At 65.5% G+C, this 20,455-nt stretch carries 21 protein-coding genes; 12 read left to right on the top strand and 9 right to left on the bottom strand.

The annotated features are described in order from the left end of the window. Window positions 1-28: 28 nt before the first annotated feature. The 10 genes from PZ895_RS12715 (at window position 29) to PZ895_RS12670 (ending at window position 8,543) form a co-directional block, all read left to right on the top strand. Window positions 29-202 (top strand): DUF1328 domain-containing protein, encoded by a 174-nt coding sequence (locus PZ895_RS12715; RefSeq protein WP_275839362.1) that lies wholly within the window; start codon window positions 29-31, stop codon window positions 200-202. A gap of 61 nt (window positions 203-263) precedes the next feature. After that, the gene (gene dapF, locus PZ895_RS12710; RefSeq protein ID WP_275839793.1) at window positions 264-1,145 is read left to right on the top strand and encodes a diaminopimelate epimerase; all 882 of its coding nucleotides are present in this window, start codon (window positions 264-266) and stop codon (window positions 1,143-1,145) included. Next, on the top strand, window positions 1,142-2,431 hold the full coding sequence (gene mtaB, locus PZ895_RS12705) for a tRNA (N(6)-L-threonylcarbamoyladenosine(37)-C(2))-methylthiotransferase MtaB (RefSeq protein WP_275839361.1): 1,290 nt from the start codon (window positions 1,142-1,144) through the stop codon (window positions 2,429-2,431). The genes dapF and mtaB overlap by 4 nt, the downstream gene beginning before the upstream one ends. Before the next feature lie 9 nt (window positions 2,432-2,440). Then, window positions 2,441-3,946: a signal recognition particle-docking protein FtsY gene (gene ftsY, locus PZ895_RS12700; protein ID WP_275839360.1), complete on the top strand. Its 1,506-nt coding sequence runs from the start codon at window positions 2,441-2,443 to the stop codon at window positions 3,944-3,946. A 2-nt stretch (window positions 3,947-3,948) separates the two neighbouring features. Next, complete coding sequence (locus tag PZ895_RS12695) at window positions 3,949-4,608, top strand: septation protein A (RefSeq protein ID WP_275839359.1); 660 nt, start codon at window positions 3,949-3,951, stop codon at window positions 4,606-4,608. Between the two features lie 10 nt (window positions 4,609-4,618). Continuing rightward, a complete protein-coding gene (locus tag PZ895_RS12690) occupies window positions 4,619-5,233 on the top strand; it encodes a pyridoxamine 5'-phosphate oxidase family protein (RefSeq protein WP_275839358.1) in 615 nt (204 codons plus the stop codon). Between the two features lie 57 nt (window positions 5,234-5,290). Next, entirely contained in the window at window positions 5,291-6,511 is a 1,221-nt protein-coding gene (locus PZ895_RS12685) for an NAD-dependent epimerase/dehydratase family protein (RefSeq protein ID WP_275839357.1), read from the top strand. A 132-nt stretch (window positions 6,512-6,643) separates the two neighbouring features. Then, window positions 6,644-6,838 carry a DUF2283 domain-containing protein gene (locus PZ895_RS12680; protein WP_275839356.1) on the top strand — a complete coding sequence of 65 codons (195 nt, stop codon included), beginning with the start codon at window positions 6,644-6,646 and terminating at the stop codon, window positions 6,836-6,838. Window positions 6,839-6,858: 20 nt separating this feature from the next. Continuing rightward, window positions 6,859-7,668: a glycosyltransferase gene (locus tag PZ895_RS12675; RefSeq protein ID WP_275839355.1), complete on the top strand. Its 810-nt coding sequence runs from the start codon at window positions 6,859-6,861 to the stop codon at window positions 7,666-7,668. Continuing rightward, window positions 7,665-8,543, top strand: coding sequence for an NAD(P)-dependent oxidoreductase (locus PZ895_RS12670; RefSeq protein WP_275839354.1), 879 nt, complete (start codon window positions 7,665-7,667; stop codon window positions 8,541-8,543). Before PZ895_RS12675 ends, PZ895_RS12670 begins: the two co-directional genes overlap by 4 nt. Here the strand turns inward: PZ895_RS12670 and PZ895_RS12665 are convergent, their stop codons facing one another. The 6 genes from PZ895_RS12665 to acnA all read right to left on the bottom strand — a co-directional run bounded on the left by PZ895_RS12665 (window position 8,544) and on the right by acnA (window position 14,505). Then, window positions 8,544-9,116, bottom strand: coding sequence for a DsbE family thiol:disulfide interchange protein (locus tag PZ895_RS12665; protein WP_275839353.1), 573 nt, complete (start codon window positions 9,114-9,116; stop codon window positions 8,544-8,546). It lies immediately after the preceding gene. Continuing rightward, the gene (gene ccmD / locus PZ895_RS12660; RefSeq protein WP_275839352.1) at window positions 9,113-9,271 is read right to left on the bottom strand and encodes a heme exporter protein CcmD; all 159 of its coding nucleotides are present in this window, start codon (window positions 9,269-9,271) and stop codon (window positions 9,113-9,115) included. The genes PZ895_RS12665 and ccmD overlap by 4 nt, the downstream gene beginning before the upstream one ends. Further along, window positions 9,268-10,035 (bottom strand): heme ABC transporter permease, encoded by a 768-nt coding sequence (locus PZ895_RS12655; RefSeq protein WP_275839351.1) that lies wholly within the window; start codon window positions 10,033-10,035, stop codon window positions 9,268-9,270. Before PZ895_RS12655 ends, ccmD begins: the two co-directional genes overlap by 4 nt. A gap of 78 nt (window positions 10,036-10,113) precedes the next feature. Then, entirely contained in the window at window positions 10,114-10,497 is a 384-nt protein-coding gene (locus PZ895_RS12650) for a DUF2794 domain-containing protein (protein ID WP_275839350.1), read from the bottom strand. 327 nt (window positions 10,498-10,824) lie between these two features. Then, on the bottom strand, window positions 10,825-11,616 hold the full coding sequence (locus PZ895_RS12645; protein ID WP_275839349.1) for a DUF1223 domain-containing protein: 792 nt from the start codon (window positions 11,614-11,616) through the stop codon (window positions 10,825-10,827). A gap of 195 nt (window positions 11,617-11,811) precedes the next feature. Beyond that, entirely contained in the window at window positions 11,812-14,505 is a 2,694-nt protein-coding gene (gene acnA / locus PZ895_RS12640) for an aconitate hydratase AcnA (protein WP_275839348.1), read from the bottom strand. A 260-nt stretch (window positions 14,506-14,765) separates the two neighbouring features. On the opposite strand from acnA, the gene ccmA reads away from it, so the two are divergent. Both ccmA and ccmB read left to right on the top strand, forming a co-directional pair. Beyond that, complete coding sequence (gene ccmA / locus PZ895_RS12635) at window positions 14,766-15,371, top strand: heme ABC exporter ATP-binding protein CcmA (RefSeq protein WP_275839347.1); 606 nt, start codon at window positions 14,766-14,768, stop codon at window positions 15,369-15,371. A gap of 223 nt (window positions 15,372-15,594) precedes the next feature. Further along, window positions 15,595-16,260, top strand: a complete 666-nt coding sequence (gene ccmB / locus PZ895_RS12630) for a heme exporter protein CcmB (protein ID WP_275839346.1) — start codon at window positions 15,595-15,597, stop codon at window positions 16,258-16,260. A 7-nt stretch (window positions 16,261-16,267) separates the two neighbouring features. On the opposite strand, the gene PZ895_RS12625 is transcribed toward ccmB, so the two are convergent. From PZ895_RS12625 to PZ895_RS12615, 3 genes are all read right to left on the bottom strand, one after another. Next, window positions 16,268-16,831, bottom strand: a complete 564-nt coding sequence (locus PZ895_RS12625) for a GNAT family N-acetyltransferase (protein WP_275839345.1) — start codon at window positions 16,829-16,831, stop codon at window positions 16,268-16,270. 127 nt (window positions 16,832-16,958) lie between these two features. Beyond that, window positions 16,959-17,738 carry a Bax inhibitor-1/YccA family protein gene (locus PZ895_RS12620; RefSeq protein ID WP_275839344.1) on the bottom strand — a complete coding sequence of 260 codons (780 nt, stop codon included), beginning with the start codon at window positions 17,736-17,738 and terminating at the stop codon, window positions 16,959-16,961. 209 nt (window positions 17,739-17,947) lie between these two features. Next, complete coding sequence (locus tag PZ895_RS12615; RefSeq protein ID WP_275839792.1) at window positions 17,948-20,446, bottom strand: ABC transporter permease; 2,499 nt, start codon at window positions 20,444-20,446, stop codon at window positions 17,948-17,950. Window positions 20,447-20,455: the final 9 nt, after the last annotated feature.

Genomic DNA, 20,455 nt, shown 5'->3' with positions numbered 1-20,455 from the left:
CCCCCCGTTCTTTCAGAGGGGGCTTTGAATGTTCGGCTGGTTCATCTTCTTCGTGGTGGTGGCGTTGATCGCCAGCGCGGTCGGCCTGCGCAGCGTCTCGCGGGTGGCCAGCCGCATCGCGTTTGCCATCGCGGCACTCGCCATCGCGCTGTTCGTCATCCTGCTTCTGGTCTTCGGCTGGGCCGATTCCGTCCGGCTCTGAGCGGCGCCGACACTGGTAATTGCCTGCCGTTTCCGCCATATAGCGGCGCATGAGCACGGTTTTGGCCCATGGGGCGCCATTTGCGAAGATGAACGGGCTCGGCAACGAGATCGTCGTTGCCGACATGCGCGGCCGTAGGGAGCGCGTGACGCCGGCCGCCGCAATCGCGCTCAACGCCGATCCCGCGACGCGCTTCGACCAGATCATGGCGATCCACGATCCGAGGACGCCGGGAACCGCAAATTACATCGAAATCATCAATTCGGACGGGTCGATGGCGCAGGCCTGCGGCAACGGGATGCGGTGCGTGGTGCAGGCATTGGCCGCCGAGACGGGCGCGCGCGTCTTCACCTTCGAGACGATCGCCGGCATCCTGACCGCGCAGGAACACGAGGACGGGCGGATCTCGGTCGACATGGGCATCCCGAAATTCGGCTGGCAGGACATTCCGCTGGCCGAGGAGTTCCACGACACGCGCATGATCGAATTGCAGATCGGCCCGATCGACGCGCCGGTGCTGCATTCGCCCTCCGTCGCCTCGATGGGCAATCCGCACGCGATCTTCTGGGTCGAGAACGATGTCCGGTCGTATGATCTGGAGCGTTTCGGGCCGCTTCTGGAAAACCATCCGATCTTCCCCGAGCGCTGCAACATTACCATCGCCCAGGTGACGGCACGGGACGCGATGACGATCCGCACCTGGGAGCGCGGCGCCGGTCTGACGCGCGCCTGCGGCTCGGCCGCCTGCGCCGCCGCCGTCTCCGCCGTCCGCACCCGCCGCACCGACCGGTTGGTAACGGTGACGGTGCCCGGCGGCCCGCTTCTGATCGAATGGCGCGAGGACGACCATGTGATCATGACCGGCCCGGCCGAGTGGGAATTTTCCGGTCTGTTCGATCCGGTTACCGGCGCGTGGAGCCGAGACGAGACGAGCGCGGCATGACCAAGGGCCTCGACATCGTCACCTTCGGCTGCCGCATGAACACCTATGAATCCGAGGTCATGCGCCGCGAGGCGACGGAAGCCGGCCTTGGCGAACTCGCGGGCGGTGCGATCGTCTTCAACACCTGCGCGGTGACGTCCGAAGCCGTGCGCCAGGCGCGGCAGGCGATCCGCAAGGCGCGGCGCGAGAACCCGGATGCGCGCATCATCGTCACCGGCTGCGCGGCGCAGACCGAGCCCGGCACGTTTGCGCAGATGGGAGAGGTCGATCTGGTTCTCGGCAACGAGGAAAAGCTGAAGGCGCACAACTACCGTGCCTTGCCGGATTTCGGCATCAACCAGTTCGAAAAGGCGCGGGTCAACGACATCATGTCGGTGACCGAGACCGCCGGCCACATGGTCGACGCCATCGAGGGCCGCGCCCGCGCCTTCGTGCAGGTGCAAAATGGCTGCGACCACCGCTGCACCTTCTGCATCATCCCCTATGGGCGCGGCAATTCGCGATCCGTGCCGATGGGGGCGGTTGTCGATCAGGTCAAGCGCCTCGTCGGCAACGGCTATGCCGAGATCGTGCTGACCGGCGTCGACATAACGAGCTATGGCGCGGACCTGCCCGGCGCGCCGAAGCTCGGCAAACTGGTGAGGACGGTGCTGCGTCAGGTGCCGGACCTCGCGCGACTGCGTCTTTCCTCCATCGATTCCATCGAGGCCGATCCCGAACTGATGGAGGCGATCGCCACCGAGACCCGTCTGATGCCGCATCTGCATCTGTCATTGCAGGCCGGCGACGACATGATTTTGAAGCGCATGAAACGACGCCATCTGCGAGAGGATTCGATCCGCTTTTGCGAGGATGTGCGTCGGCTTCGTCCCGACATGGTCTTCGGCGCCGACATCATCGCCGGCTTCCCGACCGAGACCGCGGCGATGTTCGAGAATTCGCTGAAGATCGTCGAGGAATGCGGGCTGACGCATCTGCACGTCTTTCCGTTTTCGCCGCGCGAGGGCACGCCCGCCGCGCGGATGCCGCAGGTTCGGCGCGAAATCGTCAAGGACCGTGCCGCGCGGCTGCGCAGCGCCGGCGATGGCGCCTATCGCCGGCATCTGGCGAAGCTGGCCGGGACGTGCCAGCGCATTCTCGTCGAGCGCGACGGGATTGGCCGCACCGAAGGCTTCACCATGGCCGCCATCGACGCCGGCGCGCCCGGCGAGATCGTGGAAGCGGTCGTCACCGGCCATGACGGCGAGCGGCTGACCGCAACGACGCGCGCCCAGCGCGCCGCATAAGGGAATTCGATGGCCGGTTTCTTCAAGAAGATGTTTTCCTTCGGCCGCAAGGACGAGGCCGCCGAGGAAGCCCCGCGCGAGGAGATCGCGTCGAGGGCGGCCGGTCCAACCGTCGATGCGCCAGCCCTGCCGGATTTTTTGCGCCAGCCGCGGGCGGACGAAGTCGAGCCTGCGCCGGCCCCGCTTGGGCCGCAACCCGTTCCCGAAGTGCCGATCGAGACGCCGGACCAGGCCCCGGAGCCGCGCGAGTTTCCCGAGCCGGAGCCGGTGGCGCCGCCGGCGGAAGTGCCGGTCGATCCGGTTCCGGTCGAAAAGCCGACGCCTGAGCCTGCCCCGGCCGAGGTTCCGCTCCCGCCGGCCGAACTCCCCGAGCCGCCGACGGAAATCCCGCCCGCGCCCGTCGAGACACCGCCCGCGCCGCTGCCCGAGATCGCGCCGGAACCGGCGCCCACCCCGCCGCCGCGGGCCGAAGCGCCGGCCGTTCCCGAATTCCTGAAGCGCAAGGTCGAGATCGAGCCCGATCCCTCGGCGCTGGTGCGCGTGTCGAGGACCGTCGAGCGCGGACCGGCCTCGGCACCCATTGCCGCGCCCGCCGCCCAGCGGCCGTGGTTCGACCGGCTGCGCGACGGCCTGTCGCGCTCCTCGCGCGAGCTTTCGACCAACATTTCCGGCGTCTTCACCAAGCGCAAGCTCGACGAGGACACGTTGCAGGATCTGGAAGACGTGCTCCTGCGCGCCGATCTCGGCATGGAAACCGCTATCCGCATCACCGATTCCCTGAGCGAAGGCCGGTTCGGGCGTGATGTCTCGGACGCCGAGGTGCGCGCGGTCATGGCGAGTGAGGTCGAGAAGGTTCTGGCCCCGGTCGCCAGGCCGCTCGAACTCGACCTGTCGGTGAAACCGCATGTCATCCTCGTCGTCGGCGTCAACGGAACCGGCAAGACGACGACGATCGGCAAGCTCGCCGCCAAGCTCGTCGCCGGCGGGCTGAAGGTCACGCTCGGCGCGGGCGACACGTTCCGCGCCGCTGCCATCGAGCAGCTCAAGATCTGGGGCGAGCGCACCGACTCCGATGTCGTTGCCTCGAAGCTCGGTGCCGACGCGGCCGGACTTGCCTGGGACGCGTTCGAAAAGGCCAAGGCGAACGGCTCCGACGTTCTTATCATCGACACCGCCGGCCGCTTGCAGAACAAGGCCGAACTGATGGCCGAACTGGAAAAGGTCGTGCGTGTTCTCGGCAAGCACGATCCCGAAGCGCCGCATACCGTGCTCCAGACGGTCGATGCGACGACCGGTCAGAACGCGATGAACCAGGTCGAGATCTTTCGCAACGTGGCGGGCGTCAACGGCATCGTGATGACCAAGCTCGACGGCACCGCGCGCGGTGGTATTTTGGTCGCAATCGCCGCCAAATATCGCCTGCCCGTCTATTTCATCGGCGTCGGCGAAGGCGTCGACGACCTCGAACCCTTCGAAGCACGCGATTTCGCCCGGGCGATCGCTGGAGTGAATTGAGCATGAGCGAACGCATCATCGAACGCGAACCCGGCGACCCGAAGAAGGTGGAGATCAATCCGCTGCTGAAATTCGCGCTCGAACTCGGGCCGCTGCTCGTCTTCTTCTTCGCAAACCTGCGAGGCGAGTGGCTGACCGAGATATTTCCGGCGCTGGGCTCGATCGGCGATCCGATCTTCCTCGCCACCTTCCTGTTCATGATCGCCACCGCCATCGCGCTCACCGTCTCCTGGACACTGACGCGCACGCTGCCGATGATGCCGCTCGTCTCCGGCGTCGTCGTCTTCGTCTTCGGCGCGCTGACGCTCTATCTTCAGGACGAAATCTTCATCAAGATGAAGCCGACCATCGTCAACGGTCTCTTCGCCGCGGTGCTGCTCGGCGGGCTGATGTTCGGCAAGGCGCTGCTCGGCTACGTCTTCGAGGCCGCCTTCAAGCTCGACGCCGAAGGCTGGCGCAAGCTGACCTTGCGCTGGGGCCTGTTCTTCGTCTTTCTCGCCCTGCTGAACGAAATCGTCTGGCGCAATTTCTCGACCGATTTCTGGGTCGCCTTCAAGGTCTGGGGCACGATGCCGATCACCATCGCCTTCACGCTTTCCCAGATGCCGCTGATCATGCGCCATTCGCTGGCCGAAACGGGCAAGGGCGAACCTGCCGAATAGGACTTCCGTCATGGATTTCATCACCAGCCGCGAAGATTTGCGCGCGCATTACCGGCAGCCCGGCGACGGGGCCGTCCGCAAGGAACTGCCTGCGCTCGACGCACATGCGCGCCGCTTCCTCGAACGCTCGCCCTTCGTCTTGATCGGCTCGTCCGACGATGCGGGCAATGGTGACGTGACGCCCAAGGGCGACCGGCCCGGCTTCGTCGCGATCCTCGACGACCACACGCTGGCGATCCCCGACCGGCCGGGCAACAACCGGCTCGACACCTGGCAGAACATCGTCGTCAACCCGACGGTGGGGCTTCTCTTCCTCATCCCCGGCATGAACGAGACGCTGCGTGTCAACGGCATCGGCCGCATCACCGCAGACGCGCAGCTTTGCAATCGTCTCGCCGTCGACGGCAAGCCGGCGATCAGCGCGCTCGTTGTCGAAATCCGTGCCGCCTACATGCACTGCGCCAAGGCGTTCATGCGCTCCGCGCTGTGGAAGCCGGAAACCTGGCCGGCGCGCTCCGAAATGCCGACGCTGGGCGAAATGCTGCGCGACCAGCTCGCCCTTTCCGTTGCCGCGACCGTCATCGACCGCGATCTGGACGACGCCTACAAGACGTCGCTCTGGTAATATCCACGTCACATAGGTCGGCGACATTCGGCCTGACGATCCAAGGAGTGTGCTTCGATGAAGATTGCGGTTCTGGGCGGTGACGGTTTCGTGGGCTGGCCGACGAGCCTGCATCTGTCGAATGAAGGCCACGACATCCACATCCTCGACAATCTGTCGCGCCGCTGGATCGACACCGAACTCGGCGTGCAGTCGCTGACGCCGATGGATTCGATCCAGGAGCGGACGCGCATCTGGTATCAGGAGACCGGCCGGCGCATCCATTTCCACCTGATCGACCTCGCCCGCGACTACGATCTCTTGAAGGGGTGGCTCGCGAGCGAACGGCCGGACGCGATCATCCACTTCGCCGAACAGCGCGCCGCGCCCTATTCGATGAAATCGGACCGGCACAAGAACTACACGGTCAACAACAATGTCAGCGCGACCCACAATCTGCTGAACGCGATGGTCGAGACCGGCCTCGATGCGCATCTGGTGCACCTCGGCACCATGGGCGTCTACGGCTATTCGACAGTCGGCGCGGCGATCCCCGAGGGCTATCTCCCGGTCGGCATCGACACGATGGCCGGCGAAACGGTGAAGCAGGAGATCCTCTATCCGGCCAATCCCGGCTCGATCTACCACATGACCAAATGCCTCGATCAGTTGCTGTTCCAGTTCTATGCCAAGAACGACGGTGTCAGAATCACAGACCTGCACCAGGGCATCGTCTGGGGCACGCATACAGACCAGACGCGCCGCCACGTCCAGCTCGTCAACCGCTTCGACTATGATGGCGACTACGGCACGGTTCTGAACCGCTTCCTGATCCAGGCGGCGATCGGCTATCCGCTGACGGTACACGGAACAGGCGGCCAGACCCGCGCTTTCATCCACATCCAGGATTCGGTGCGCTGTATCGAGATCGCGCTCAAGAACGCGCCCAGGCGCGGCGAGCGCGTCAAGATCTTCAACCAGATGACCGAGACGCATCGCGTGCGCGACCTGGCCGAACTGGTCGCGAAGATCGCCGGTGCCAAGGTCGCGTATCTGCCCAACCCGCGCAAGGAAGCGGCCGAGAACGAGCTCGTCGTGCAGAACGAACAGTTCATGGCGCTGGGCCTCGACCCGATCCGGCTCGCCGAAGGGCTGTTGTCCGAGGTCGTGGACGTGGCGAAGAAATACGCCTACCGCGTCGACCGCTCCCGCATCCCTGCCGTCTCCGCCTGGACCAGGGACATCGCCCCCACGCTCGACCGCGACCCGGAAGGCAAGGCGCTGAAGAGCGTTAGCTGAGTGCCAGCGACGCCGAGCGTCGTTTCAGGCGATTCCGGCTTTCGACGACCGCACCCTTCGCGTGGCTTGCTTGGAAAGCGACGCCCATATCCGTATATCGACTGTGTTTTTCGATCGGAAGGCAAGGCGACCATGACCCCGCACATGAAATACGACGCCGCCGCCAACGCGGCCTATATCCGGCTTTCCAGTGCGAAGGTCCTCGATAGCGAGGAAGTTTCGCCCGGCGTCGCCTTCGATTTCGACGAGGCAGGTCATATCGTCGGCATCGAACTTCTCGATGCGAAGACGCAACTGTCGAGAGAATTGCTGTCGCCCGCCGCGTGACCGAGCCCCAAGACCGCATCATGCAGCGCAACGCCTACGCCACCCTCGTCACCAATCCCGACTACGTCCTCGGCGCCACCGCCCTCGTCCGCTCGCTGAAGCTGACCGGCACGGCGGCCGACATCGTGGTCATGCACACGGGCGGGGTGGACGCGCAGATGCTCGCGCCCTTGACCGCACTCGGCGCGAAACTCCACCGCGCGGGCCTCCTGCCCACCTCCGACGCCTTCAACGAGCGCCATTCCCGCGCCCGCATCCACGCGGAAAAGCCCTTTACCAAGGGCCGCAAGCCGGACTTTCACACCCCGCTCGACAATTTCGCCAAGTTGAGGCTGTGGGAGCTTGAAGATTACGAGCGCATCGTCTTCATCGACGCCGACGTGATCGTGGTCCGCAACATCGACCGGCTCTTCGGCTATCCCGAATTCTGCGCCGCGCCGAACGTCTATGAGAGCCTTGCCGACTTTCACCGGATGAACTCCGGCGTGTTCGTTGCAAAGCCCGCGCGCGCAACCTTCGACGCGATGCTGACCCGGCTCGACGCGCCCGGCGCGCACTGGCGGCGCACCGACCAGACCTTCCTTCAGGCGTTCTTCCCCGATTGGCACGGCCTGCCGGTGTTCGACAACATGCTGCAATATGCCTGGTTCGCCCTGCCGGCGCTGTGGGACTGGAAGTCGGTGCGCGTGATTCACTTCCAGTATGAAAAGCCGTGGGAGGCCGACCATCCGAAGGCCGGCAAGCTGCGCCCGCTGATCGATCTGTGGCACGCTTATCTCACCGGCGAGAACATCCCCGACATCGACACGCTGGCCAATCCATCGCCATGAGACGCGTCCTCGTCACCGGCGGTTCGGGCTATGTCGGGCGTTTCATCGTCGAGCGGCTTCTGGCCGATGGCGACGCGGTGACGGTTTTCGGCCGCTCCGAACCATTGGCCGGCTTCTTCTCCCGGCCGGTCGGCTTCATCGGCGGCCATCTCGAACCGCAGACATTCAGGCCGGAAGCCTTCGCCGGCTTCGACGCGGTCGTCCATGCCGCATTCGACCACCTGCCCGGCAGATATCGCGGCGGTGAGGGCGACGATCCGGCCAGCTTCGTCCGGCGCAATCGCGACGGCTCGGTCGCGTTGTTCGAAGCGGCGAAGGCGGCCGGCCTTTCTCGCGTGATCTTTCTGTCGACACGCGCCGTCTATGGAACCAAGGCCGCCGGCACGACGCTGGACGAAGACACGCCTGCGATCCCCGACACGCTCTACGGCAAGGTCAAGCGCGACGCGGAACAGGCGTTGGTCGCAATGGCGGACGCAGATTTCACGTCGATCGTCCTGCGCGTCACCGGCGTCTACGGTCCTGCCGGTCGGGGCCGCCGGCACAAATGGGCGGACCTTTTCGAGGATTATCTGGCCGGCAGGACGATCGCCCCGCGCGCGGGCACCGAAGTCCATGGCGAGGACGTCGCCGCCGCCATCCGCATCGCGCTCCGCGAGCAAGCGCCGCCGATCCTCAACGTTTCCGACATGATGGTCGACCGGCACGATCTGCTCGCCATCGTTCAGGCAGCGACCGGCTCGCCCAATCCCCTGCCCGAGCGGGCGAATTGGGCGGCGATCAACGAGATGGAGTGTTCCCGGCTGAAATCACTGGGCTGGACACCCGGCGGCCGTCCTCTTCTCGAACGAACGATCCGCGCGCTCCTGGCCTGATCAGCCGCCCCGCGCCCGTTCGATCGCCGGCATCAGCCCGTCGCGCATCGATCGGGCCGTGAACGGGCCGACATGCTTGTAGAGGATCATGCCGTCCGGGCCGACCAGAAAGGTTTCCGGCACGCCGTAGACGCCCCAGTCGATGGCGGTACGCCCGGAGCCGTCGACGCCGATTGCGTCAAAGGGATTGCCGAGTTCGGCGAGAAAGGCCCGCGCCTGCTGGGGCCGGTCCTTGTAGTTCAGGCCGGCGATGACGAGGTCCTCGTCCTCGGCAAGCTCCATCAGCAACGGATGCTCCTGCCGGCATGGCGCGCACCACGACGCCCAGACATTGACGAGCGTCAGCTTGCCGTCGAAGGCGGCGCTCTCGATGCCGGGAAGCGTCGAGCCTTCGAGCGGCGGCAGGCTCGTCTGCGGCGCCGGCGCGCCGATCAGCGCGGAGGGGACGACGGATGCATCGCGGCCCGACAGAAGCTGGAACAGGAAGACGCCGGCAAGCGCGAGGAAGAGCAGAAGCGGCAGGAGCGCCAGCCAGGGCAGGCGCTTCCTCGAGGTCTCGGCCTCCATGCTCATGGCTTCGCCTGCGAACGCCGGCGCACGCCGCGCGCCTCGAGATCGGCGAGTTCGCGCCGTCGCGCGCGATGGTCGGCGACGAGCCAGAGCGCAATACCGGCCAGGACGAGGATCGTCGTCCCGTAGGCGGCGCTGACATAGGCGACATGGCTCACGCGCTCACCTCCACGTCCGCGCGCCGTGCAGCGAGCCGGCGCATCGCGGCGACCCGGCGGCGCCAGATCTCGGTCCGCATCGCCGTCAGGTGGAAGGCGAGGAAAAGGAGAGTGAAGCCGGCGGCCATGACGAGCAGCGGCCACAGCATGGAGGAATGGATCGTCGGGCCGTCGAGCCGGATGACCGAGGCGGGCTGGTGCAGCGTGTTCCACCAGTCGACCGAGAATTTGATGATCGGGATGTTGATGAAGCCGACCAGCGTCACGATGGCGGCCGCCCTTGCCGAGCGACCCGGATCGTCCAGCGCGCGGGTCAGCGCGATGATGCCGAGATACATGAGGAAAAGGACGAAGACCGAGGTCAGCCGCGCGTCCCAAACCCACCAAGTTCCCCACATCGGCTTGCCCCAGATCGAGCCGGTGGCGAGGGCCAGAAGCGTGAAGGCGGCGCCGAGCGGGGCGGCGGCCTTGAGCGCGACGTCGGCCAGCGGATGGCGCCAGACCAGCGTGCCGAGCGCGGAAACGGCCATCAGCGAGTAGCACATCATGGAAAGCCATGCGAAGGGCACATGGATATACATGATCCTCACCGTGATGCCCTGCTGGTAGTCCTCGGGCGCGGCAAAGCTCAGATAGAGGCCGACGGCGAGCGTCAGTGCGGCGAGGCCGTAGACCAAGGGAAGCAGACGATCGACGATGCCGATGAACCGCGTCGGGTTGGCGAGATCGGTCAATCTGGCTGCGGGGGCGGTGGTTTGGCTCATCGCTTCCAGATAGCCCGCGGCGGGCGACCGTGCAATCGCCGCATGATCACGCCCCTGTGCGTGAGTTCGTCGCGCGCGTCAGGCGCCGACGAGCTTCAGCTTGGAATCGAATATGGTGAGCACGCGCGGCAGTTCGTGGCCGCGTTTCAGGATCACGCCATTTGCGGCGGCTACCGAGAAGGCGCCCTGTTTGCGGGCCAGCGCCGGTGTCTTGACGATCTGGAAGAGCGGAACTTCGCTGGTGCGACGGAAGACCGAAAAGAGCGCCCGGTCCTTCAGATGATCGATGGCATAGTCACGCCACTCGCCTGCGGCGACCATCCGGCCGTAAAGTCGCAGGATCAGATCGAGTTCGAGACGGTGGAAAGTGACGGGAAGCTCCATGCGCTCGCGGCGGGCTTCATGGAGCGGGATGAGTATTGCGGAAGCGTCGGTGCCTCCGCCAAATCCGCCATCGGTCATCGGCGAACCTCCTCGTGACAGTTTCGCGACAGGCGAAGGGTCGCGCGGGCGGCGCGCGATTGCAAGGCCAAATGCACTGTGGCGCTTGGATCACATCTATTTCACGACGCGGGACAGGCTGTCCGAATTGGTGATTGTGTGACTTAATTCCGCCGCAATTAATCCCATTTGCCGCCCCAATCCGAGGACAGTCTGCACCCGTTGCCTGAGACGGTTCGGTCCGACCCGGTTTCCGTAACCCCAAGCCCCCCGCCCACGGGGCCGACGTCGGATCGAACCAACTCCGGTCAACAATTCCCCAAATAAAAGCAGAGCCTTGCCACCGCGTCAGGAACCGGGCCGATGGTGGATCATCGCCGCGCCGCGGATCGTTCCCGGCAGACCGTTGGCGTTGATCTCCTGAACGATGACGGCGACCCCGCCATTGCTCTTCTTGCGGACGTCGTGAAGCGGCATTCTGAGTTCCTGGCTCTTGCCCTGCCACATGCCGGCCCCGTGATAGGCCATTACCGGATGGACGTAGCTGTGGGTCCGGCCGCGGTTCTTGCCTTGCAGGATCGCAACGTCGACCCGCTCTTCGAAATAGACGATCACGATCGCAGCCTCGGCGGGAGCCTCCCCGGCGCCGATCCTGACCACGAGGCTGTCGTCGGCGAAGGCGAGATCGATGTCGAGGGCAAGCGAATTGGCCATCTGCGCCCGCCGCAAGGCCGATTCCACGCGCGCGGGCTTCGAGCCCTTCACGTCGATCGAGCCGTTCACGACAATCTGCGGGGTATAGACCGAGCGGTTGCCGAACATGCGCGAATATTCGCGCTGGCGCTCGCTGTTTTCCGGCCGGCCCAGCGTGTCCTTCCAGCCGAGATAGTCCCAGTAATCGACGTGGAAGGCGAGAGCCACCACGTCGCCGCGTTCGGCAAGTTGCTCAAGAAGCGCGTCGGCGCGGGGACACGAATCGCATCCCTGACTGGTGAACAATTCGACGACGGCGACAGGCCTGTCGATATCGGGGGTTGCCGATACCGGTAATATCCAAAGGGAGATTGTCGTGAAGACGATCAGCCCGAATGCGCGGCGCTTGCCCATCATCATTCCGGTTGCGAGCGGTCGAGCCGACATGGCGCCGCCTGTTCGGGATAAGGTTAGGCCCGCCCCGAGGTCAACGGAAAGTCACGTTGCGGTGAAAGTTTTGCGCCAAACGACGTCAAATGACATCGCTTTCGCCGGGTCACAGCACTTTTTGCCCCATAGACGAAAAAACCGGGGCCGAAGCCCCGGTTCAGATCACGCGACCTTGATGGCCGCGATGAACGGTCAGGCGGCGAGATCGCGCAGCACGTAGTGGAGGATGCCGCCATTCTTGAAATAGTCGAGCTCGTCGAGCGTATCGATGCGGCACCAGATCGGCACGTCCTTCATGGAGCCATCCGCGAAGGTGACCTTTGCGATCATCTTCTGGCGCGGCTTGATCTGGTCGAGCCCGTCGATGGTGACGGTCTCGTCGCCCTTCAGGCCGAGATCCTTCCAGCTCGTGCCGTCCTCCAGGCAGAACGGAATGACGCCCATGCCGACGAGGTTGGAGCGGTGGATGCGCTCGAAGGACTGGGCGATGACGGCGCGCACGCCGAGCAGGTTGGTGCCCTTGGCCGCCCAGTCGCGCGAGGAGCCATTGCCGTATTCGATGCCGGCGAAGACGACGAGCGGGACACCTTCGGCCTTGTATTGCATGGCCGCGTCGTAGATCGACATCTCCTCCTTCGAGGGGTAGTGGATCGTGTAGCCGCCCTCGCGCCCGTTTTCGCCGAGCATGTGGTTGCGGATGCGGATATTGGCGAAGGTGCCGCGCATCATCACTTCATGATTGCCGCGCCGCGTGCCGTACTGGTTGAAGTCTGCGACGCCGACGCCATGGTCGGTGAGATATTTGCCGGCAGGGGACGCCGCCTTGATCGAACCGGCCGGCGAGATGTGGTCGGTGGTGATCTTGTCGCCGAAGAGGCCGAGAACGCGCGCGCCCGCGATGGGCGCGATGGACGAACCGGCCTTGGCGCCCATGCCTTCGAAATAGGGCGGGTTCTGCACATAGGTCGAATCGTCGTCCCATGTGTAGGTCTGGCCGGCCGAGACTTCGACCTTCTGCCAGTTCTCGTCGCCCTTGAAGACGTCGGCATATTTCGACGCGAAGAGTTCGCGCGTCACATGCCTGGCGATGAACTCCTGGATCTCGATCGAGGACGGCCAGATGTCCTTCAGGAACACCGGATTGCCGTCACGATCCTCGCCCAGCGGCTCGCTGGTCAGGTCGATCTTGACGGAACCGGCGAGCGCATAGGCGACGACGAGGGGCGGCGAGGCGAGGTAGTTCGCCTGCACGTCCGGCGAGACGCGGCCTTCGAAATTCCTGTTTCCTGAAAGAACCGCCGCTGCAATGAGTTCCTTCTCGTTGATCGTGTCAGAGATCGGCTGCGGCAGCGGACCGGAATTGCCGATGCAGGTCGTGCAGCCGAAGCCGACGAGGTTGAAGCCGATCTGGTCGAGCTCGCTCTGGAGGCCGGACTTTTCGAGATATTCGGCGACGACCTGGGAGCCCGGCGCGAGCGAGGTCTTGACCCAGGGCTTCTGCTTCAGGCCAAGGCGATTGGCATTGCGGGCAAGAAGGCCGGCGCCGATCAGAACCGATGGGTTCGACGTGTTGGTGCAGGACGTGATGGCGGCAATGGCGACGTCGCCATGGCCGATCTCGTAGTCCGCGCCCTTGACGGCGTGGCGCTTGGAAAGATCGACGGTCTTCTTGTATTCATTGGTCAGCGCGGCGGCGAAGCCCGAGGCGATGTCGCCGAGCGCGACACGGCCTTCCGGGCGCTTCGGGCCGGCCATGGACGGGACGACCGAGCCGAGGTCGAGTTCGAGCTGGTCGGTGAAGACCGGATCGGCCGAACCGGCCTCACGCCACATGCCCTGTGCCTTCGAATAGGCTTCGACGAGATCGATGCGGTCCTGCGCGCGGCCCGAAGTGGTCAGGTAGCGCACGGTCTCGCCGTCGACGGGGAAGAAGCCGCAGGTCGCGCCATATTCCGGCGCCATGTTGCCGATCGTCGCGCGGTCGGCGAGCGACATGGACGACAGGCCCTCGCCGAAGAACTCGACGAACTTGCCGACGACGCCCTTCTTGCGCAGCATCTGCGTGACGGTGAGCACGAGGTCGGTCGCGGTGACGCCTTCCTTGAGCTTGCCGGTGAGGCGGAAGCCGATGACTTCCGGCAGGAGCATGGAGACGGGCTGGCCGAGCATGGCCGCCTCCGCCTCGATGCCGCCGACGCCCCAGCCGAGGACGCCTAGCCCGTTGACCATCGTCGTGTGGCTGTCGGTGCCGACGCAGGTGTCCGGATAGGCGATCGTCTCGCCGTCGATCTCGCGGGTCCAGACGGTCTGGGCGAGATATTCGAGGTTGACCTGATGGCAGATGCCCGTGCCGGGCGGCACGACGCGGAAATTGTCGAACGCCTGCTGGCCCCATTTCAGGAACTTGTAGCGCTCCTCGTTGCGCTGGTATTCCAGTTCGACATTGCGGGCGAACGCCATCGGCGTGCCGAACTCGTCGACGATCACCGAATGGTCGATGACGAGGTCGACGGGCACGAGCGGGTTGATCTTCTCCGGATCGCCGCCGAGCGAGACCATCGCATCGCGCATCGCGGCAAGATCGACGACGGCCGGAACGCCGGTGAAGTCCTGCATCAGGACGCGCGCGGGGCGATAGGCGATCTCGACGCCGGCGGTGCCCTTGTCGTCGAGCCAGCCCGCCACGGCCTGGATCGATTCCTTGGTGACCGTGCGGCCATCCTCGTTGCGCAGCAGGTTCTCCAGCAGCACCTTCATCGAGAAGGGCAGTTTCGAGACGCCCGTCAGGCCGTTCTTCTCGGCTTCGATCAGGTTGTAGTAGGTGTACTGCGCGCCCGCCACGTCGAGCGTGCGGCGGCAATTGAAGCTGTCGAGAGATTTTGACACGTGCGTTCCCTAACTGTCGGTGCCGATGGGGACGAACGCCAGTGTGCATCACGCGCAAAGGTGCGGGTACGGTCATTTCCGCTGTCCGTCACCTCGCAACCGGGCCGTTCAAGGCGGCGCGCTATGCTGGTTCGGCCAAAATGATCTGCACGCCGACCGCTGGCGTGGTTGCCGGTTCTATAGAGAATTTCGTAGAAGAGTTCTAGAGAGCGGCGGAGCAAAATTCGTCGTCCGTATCGATAATTAGCAAGGGGTCCGTCATGCGGCTCATGGCGACAGGGCTGAGCGGCGAACGGGCCGGCGAACATGTGTTCGGTCCGCTCGACTTTTCGATTTCGGCCGGCGAGGCGCTGGTCGTGACCGGCGAGAACGGCTCGGGCAAGTCGACCCTGCTGCGCGTCGTCGCCGGGCTTCTCGCGCCATCGGCGGGGAGCGTTTCGCTCGAAGGCGCCGGCGATGAGACGATCGCCTCGTCGGCGCACTATCTCGGCCACCAGAACGCGATGAAGACGGCGCTCACCGTCGAGGAGAATCTCAGATTCTGGCGCGACTTCGAGGGCGAGCCGCATCTCGAAATCGACGAGGCGCTGGAGATGGTCGGCCTGCCCGACATCGGCCATCTGCCTTTCGGCTATCTGTCCACCGGCCAGAAGCGCCGTGCCTCGATCGCAAGGCTTTTGGTGAGCTACCGCCCGGTCTGGCTGCTGGACGAGCCGACGGCAGGGCTCGATGCGCGGTCGGAACGGCAATTCGCCGGGCTGATGAGGGCGCATCTGGAGGATGGCGGGCTGATCATGGCGGCGACGCATGTGCCGCTGGGGATCGGGGGAGCGCGGGAGATGGTGATGGGCGGCGTGAACGCATGACGCAGCGCAAGTACCCCCACGCCGCCCGCCTTCGGCGGCCGCCTGGCCGGGGCGAGCCACGGGTCTCGCCCGTCCTCCGGCCCCCCCTGCCCGGGGGAGAGGAAATGCGCCGCCGCATCGTCGGCGTTTTTCCAGCTTGGTTTCCTCTCCCCCGGGCAGGGGGAGAGGTGGCCCGAAGGGACGGAGTGGGGGTGGTATCCCACAACGCTTGGGCATTGCCCTCATGCTAGCCCTCCTCCACCGCGACATCCGGCTCGGCATTCGGGCCGGCGGCGGGGCGCTGGTGGGCGTCCTGTTCTTTCTCGCTGTCGTCGCCGTCGTCCCGTTCGGCGTCGGACCCGACCTCAACCTCCTCGCCCGAATCGGCCCCGCCATCTTGTGGATCGGCGCGTTGCTCGCCTCGCTCCTCGGCCTCGACCGCCTGTTCCAGGCCGACCGCGAGGACGGGTCGCTCGATCTCCTGATCCTCGCCGACCAGCGCCACATGCTGGCCGTCACGATCTTCGTCAAATGTGCGGCGCACTGGACGGCGAGCGTGCTGCCGCTGGTCGTCGCCTCGCCGCTGCTCGGTCTGTTCATGAACATGGAGCCGGTGGCGATCCTCGCGACCTCGGCGACGCTTTTCGCCGGCACGCCGGCCATCGCCTTCATCGGCGCGGTGGGCGCGGCGGTCGCCGTCTCGCTGCCGCGCGGCGGCCTACTCGTTTCCGTCCTTATCCTGCCGCTGGTGATCCCGGTGCTGATCTTCGGCGTCTCTGCCGCCCATGGCGCGGCGAACGACCCGCAGCCCTTCCTGCCGCCCTTCCTGATCCTGTGCGCCCTCACCCTCTTCTTCGCGGTGATCGGCCCCTTCTCGGCGGCGCTGGCGCTCAGATCGTCGTCGGACTGAAGCGCCGTCACGCCTCGCCGCGAAACCGGCGTTCGGGCAGCGAGGCGGGGTCCGGCTGCGCATCCGCGCCCTCGTTGAGCGCAAGCTGCATGAAGGCCGTGTCGAGCCAACGGCCGTGCTTGTAGCCGGTGCCGACGAGCCTGCCGGCATCCGCAAAACCCATCTTCGCGTGGAGCCGTATCGAAGCGCTGTCGGGGCGCCCGTCGCCGATGACGGCGATCATCTGGCGAAAGCCAAGCCGGGTCGCTGCTTCGATCAGTTTCTCCATCAATAACCGGCCGACGCCCTGCCCTTTCGCCTCGGGCGCGACATAGACGGAGTTCTCGACGATGAAGCGGTAGGCCGGGCGCGGCCGGAACGCGCCGGCATAGGCAAAGCCGACGAGGCGGTCGTCGCGCGTGGCCACGAGATAGGGAAACCCGCCTGCCTCGAGCGCGGCAAAGCGCGTCGTCATCTCGGCGAGATCGGGCGGGGTCAATTCATAGCTCGACGTCCCGTTTTCGACGGCGTCGGCATAGATTTCGGTGATGGCGGGAAGGTCGTTGCGCGTGGCTGGACGAATGGCGATCATGCAGTCGGTCTCTCCGGGACATCCCTGCATAATCGAGCATTGCGGCAGTGAAAATCGCCATGGTCGCTGGACCAACGAAAAAGGGCGGCCCGAAGACCGCCCCTTGCTCGTCTGGATGTTGTGCAGCCTATTCGCGGTTGCCCAGGAATTGCAGCATGAACAGGAACAGGTTGATGAAGTCGAGATAGAGACGCAGCGCGCCCATGATGGCCTTGCGGCCCATGGCGACGGCGCCGTCGCCCTCGAAATACATCTCCTTGATCTTCTGCGTGTCGTAGGCGGTCAGGCCCGCGAAGATCAGCACGCCGATCGCGGAGACCGCGAACTGAAGCGCCGAGGACTGTAGGAAGATGTTGACGATCATGGCGATGATCAGGCCGAACACGCCCATGATCAGGAACGAGCCCATGCCCGTCAGGTCGCGCTTGGTCGTGTAGCCCCACAGCGACAGGGCGCCGAAGGCGGTCGCGGTGATGAAGAAGGTCTGCGTGATCGACTGGGCGGTATAAACCAGGAAGATCGACGACAGCGACACGCCCATCAGCGCGGCATAGGCCCAGAAGGTGGTCTGCGCGGCCGAGACGCTCATCTTGTCGATGCGGAACGACAGGAAGAACACCATGGCGAGCGGCGCGAGCATGACGACCCAGCGCAGCGGCGAGCCGTAGAGCGTCGCGCCGAGCGCGGTCAGCATCGAGCCGTTGCCGAGCGTGGCGACGGCCTGGCTCGGGTCGGAGGTGGTGGCGAGCGTGACGGTGCCGAGGGCGGCAACGCCGGTGATGGCAAGGCCAAGCGCCATCAGGTTGTAGACCCTGAGCATATAGGCGCGCAGGCCCTGGTCGATAGAGGCATCGGCCTGGACGCCGGCGGCCCCGTACCGCGCCTGATAATTACGAAGGTCAGCCATGTGAATGGTCCTCTTTGCTACTGTCCCGTCCGGTGTCGGGCTTGACTTCAGACATTCGCCCAGGCGCCGCTGGCGGGACTCCAGCACTGCCTGTGGCGGAATATGCGCATTCCGTGCGGCGATCACAAGACCAAACCGACGCTGAAATGTGGCGTGAACGGCGGCAAATGGTCCCGATTCGTCGACGCTGACGTGAATGTGAGCCGTTTCTAAAGCTCGCGCAAGACGGGTGCCGCCTTGTGGCCCAGCACGCGCCACGTGCCGACGAGGCCGAAGCCGACCGTCAGGACCAGCGCGATGACGATGGTCGACACGGCAACTTCCGGCAGGAAGGCCGAAGGCAGCCCCATGATTCGCGCGATGACGAACCAGGCCGCGACGCCGCCGGCAAACAGCGCGAAGATCGCGGTGGCCAGCCCGATGATCGTGTATTCGAGCGAAAAGGCGGTGATCAGTGTGCGCCGCGTCGCGCCGAGCGTCTTCAGCACGACCGCGTCATGCACCCGCGCGCGGTTTCCGGCGGCAAGCGCGCCCGAGAGCACCAGCACTGAGGCGACGAGCGCGACGCCCGCCGCCGCGCGGATCGCGACCGCAAGCTGCGCGACGATCTGGTTGACGATGTCGAGCGCGTCCTTGACCCGCACCGAGGTCACCGAGGGGAAATTGCGGGTGATGGCGTTGAGAATGCGCGCTTCGTCGGCGTTGTCCGCGGTGTCGTCGGCAAGCGTCGCAAGCCAGGAATGCGGCGCGCCGGCGAAGGTGTTGGGCGAGAACACCATGACGAAGTTGATGCCCATCGATTCCCATTCGACCTGCCGGAAATTCGCGATCCGCGCGGTGACGTTGCGGCCGAGCACGTTGACGGTGATCGTGTCGCCGAGCCTCAACCCGATCTCGCCACCCTCTTCGGCGGCGAACGAGACCAGCGGCTCGCCGTCATAGTCCTGCGGCCACCATTCGCCTTCGGTGAGGGTGGAGTTCTCCGGCGCGTTGCGGGCATAGGTGATGCCGCGGTCGCCGCGCAGCACCCAGGCGCCTTCCGGCGGAACCTCGATCTCGCGCACGTCGACCTCGTTGATCTCCATCACCCGGCCGCGCAGCATCGGCACGCGGATGAGCTTGCCTTCGGGCGATTCGGTCTCGACCAGCGCGGCGAAATCCTCGACCTCGTTCGCCTGGATGTCGACGAAGAAGAAATTCGGCGCCTGTTCGGGCAGATTACCCGCGATCTGCCGCCTGAGATTGCCGTCGATCAGAGCCAGCGTGACGAGCAGCGTCAGGCCGAGGCCGAGCGACAGGACGACCGACGGCGTCAGCGCTCCGGGACGGTGGACGTTGCCGAGCGCGAGCCTGAGCGCCGTGGACGAGACGCGCGGCGAGCGGCGTGCGAGGGTCTGGACGAGGCTTCCGACGATACGCAGGACGAGGAACGCGAAGATGGTCGCGCCGACGAAGATGGTCGCGATCCGCCGGTCGCCGGAAAACCAGACGGCGAGAAATGCCAGCAGGACGGCGATGGCGGCGGCCGACAAGACGTAGACCGCACGCGGCAGGCCGCGGCCCTCGAGCCCCAGTTCACGGAAGAGCGCGGTGGCCGGCACGTCGCGGGCGCGGCCGAGCGGCAATATGGCGAAGGCGAGCGTCACCATCAGGCCGAACAGCGCGGCCAATCCCAGCGCGCCGGGATAGATGCCGCCTTCGGATGGGATCGGCAGGACGCTGGCAAGCATGGCGCTCGCCGCGAACGGCATGATCGCGGCCAGCACCAACCCGATGGCGATGCCGACGCCGGCGATGATCAGGATCTGGATCAGGTAGATCGAGAAAACCAGCGCACCGGAGGCGCCGAGGCTCTTGAAGGTGGCGATGACCCCCCGCTTGGCATCGAGATAGGCGCGCACGGCATTGGCGACACCGACCCCGCCAACGACGAGCGCGGTCAGCCCGACCAGCGTCAGGAACTGCGAGAAGCGTTCGATGTTCGACGAAAGCGACGGCGCGGCATTGGTGCGCGAGCGGATCGACCAGCCGGCTTCGGGAAACTGTGCGGCAGCGGCATCGCGCACGGCCTCGATCTCCTCTTCGGTGGTGCCGGCCGCCATGCGGATCTTGTAGCCGTGTTCAACGAGGCTGCCTTCCTGCAACAGACCCGAGGCACGCAGGCCGTCGATCGAGACCATCAGGCGCGGCGCAAGGCCGAACCCGTCCGAGATCGCGTCGGGCTCGTTCAGGAGTTCGGCGCGCAGTTCGAAAATCTGCTCGCCGAGGATGACCCGGTCGCCGATCTGGAGTCCGAGCCGCTGGAACAGGATGTCGGGACCGACCGCGCCATATATGCCGTCGCGTTCCTCGATCTGCGTCGCGATGGGATCGGCGAGGGTGGTCTCGACGGCGCCGTAGAGCGGATAGGCGGCGTCCACGGCCTTCGCCTCGACCAGCGTCTGGTCGGAGCCGTCCTCGAGCCGCACCATCGATCGGATGCCGGCGGTGTGCGTCACATCGCCGAGCTCGGCCAGGAACTCGGCCTCGTCCGGCGTCGTCTCGCGCTGGTTGAGCTGGAAGCGCATGTCGCCGCCGAGCAGCGTCTGGCCCTGATTCGAAACGCCGAGCGTGATCGCCTGCGCGACCGAATTGACTCCGCCGATGGCCGCGACGCCGAGCGCGATGCAGGCGATGAAGATCAGGAAACCGGACAGCCCGGCGCGCATTTCGCGGCC

It is taken from the genome of Mesorhizobium sp. YIM 152430, assembly GCF_029210365.1.
Lineage (GTDB): Bacteria > Pseudomonadota > Alphaproteobacteria > Rhizobiales > Rhizobiaceae > Aliihoeflea.
The sequence above is the reverse complement of the archived record's forward strand: the minus strand, read 5'-3'. Positions and strand labels throughout refer to the sequence as shown.

Bases quoted from the DNA above. Each gene is read 5' to 3' on its own strand.
- PZ895_RS12685 (WP_275839357.1), top strand. From the start codon at position 5,291: ATGAAGATTGCGGTTCTGGGCGGTGACGGTTTCGTGGGCTGGCCGACG.
- PZ895_RS12655 (WP_275839351.1), bottom strand. From the start codon at position 10,035: ATGAGCCAAACCACCGCCCCCGCAGCCAGATTGACCGATCTCGCCAAC.
- PZ895_RS12680 (WP_275839356.1), top strand. From the start codon at position 6,644: ATGACCCCGCACATGAAATACGACGCCGCCGCCAACGCGGCCTATATC.
- ccmB (WP_275839346.1), top strand. From the start codon at position 15,595: ATGCTAGCCCTCCTCCACCGCGACATCCGGCTCGGCATTCGGGCCGGC.
- PZ895_RS12665 (WP_275839353.1), bottom strand. From the start codon at position 9,116: ATGAGCATGGAGGCCGAGACCTCGAGGAAGCGCCTGCCCTGGCTGGCG.
- ccmA (WP_275839347.1), top strand. From the start codon at position 14,766: ATGCGGCTCATGGCGACAGGGCTGAGCGGCGAACGGGCCGGCGAACAT.
- PZ895_RS12690 (WP_275839358.1), top strand. From the start codon at position 4,619: ATGGATTTCATCACCAGCCGCGAAGATTTGCGCGCGCATTACCGGCAG.
- mtaB (WP_275839361.1), top strand. From the start codon at position 1,142: ATGACCAAGGGCCTCGACATCGTCACCTTCGGCTGCCGCATGAACACC.
- PZ895_RS12695 (WP_275839359.1), top strand. From the start codon at position 3,949: ATGAGCGAACGCATCATCGAACGCGAACCCGGCGACCCGAAGAAGGTG.
- PZ895_RS12645 (WP_275839349.1), bottom strand. From the start codon at position 11,616: ATGTCGGCTCGACCGCTCGCAACCGGAATGATGATGGGCAAGCGCCGC.
- PZ895_RS12650 (WP_275839350.1), bottom strand. From the start codon at position 10,497: ATGACCGATGGCGGATTTGGCGGAGGCACCGACGCTTCCGCAATACTC.
- ftsY (WP_275839360.1), top strand. From the start codon at position 2,441: ATGGCCGGTTTCTTCAAGAAGATGTTTTCCTTCGGCCGCAAGGACGAG.
- PZ895_RS12625 (WP_275839345.1), bottom strand. From the start codon at position 16,831: ATGATCGCCATTCGTCCAGCCACGCGCAACGACCTTCCCGCCATCACC.
- PZ895_RS12715 (WP_275839362.1), top strand. From the start codon at position 29: ATGTTCGGCTGGTTCATCTTCTTCGTGGTGGTGGCGTTGATCGCCAGC.
- PZ895_RS12670 (WP_275839354.1), top strand. From the start codon at position 7,665: ATGAGACGCGTCCTCGTCACCGGCGGTTCGGGCTATGTCGGGCGTTTC.
- PZ895_RS12615 (WP_275839792.1), bottom strand. From the start codon at position 20,446: ATGCGCGCCGGGCTGTCCGGTTTCCTGATCTTCATCGCCTGCATCGCG.
- PZ895_RS12620 (WP_275839344.1), bottom strand. From the start codon at position 17,738: ATGGCTGACCTTCGTAATTATCAGGCGCGGTACGGGGCCGCCGGCGTC.
- PZ895_RS12675 (WP_275839355.1), top strand. From the start codon at position 6,859: ATGCAGCGCAACGCCTACGCCACCCTCGTCACCAATCCCGACTACGTC.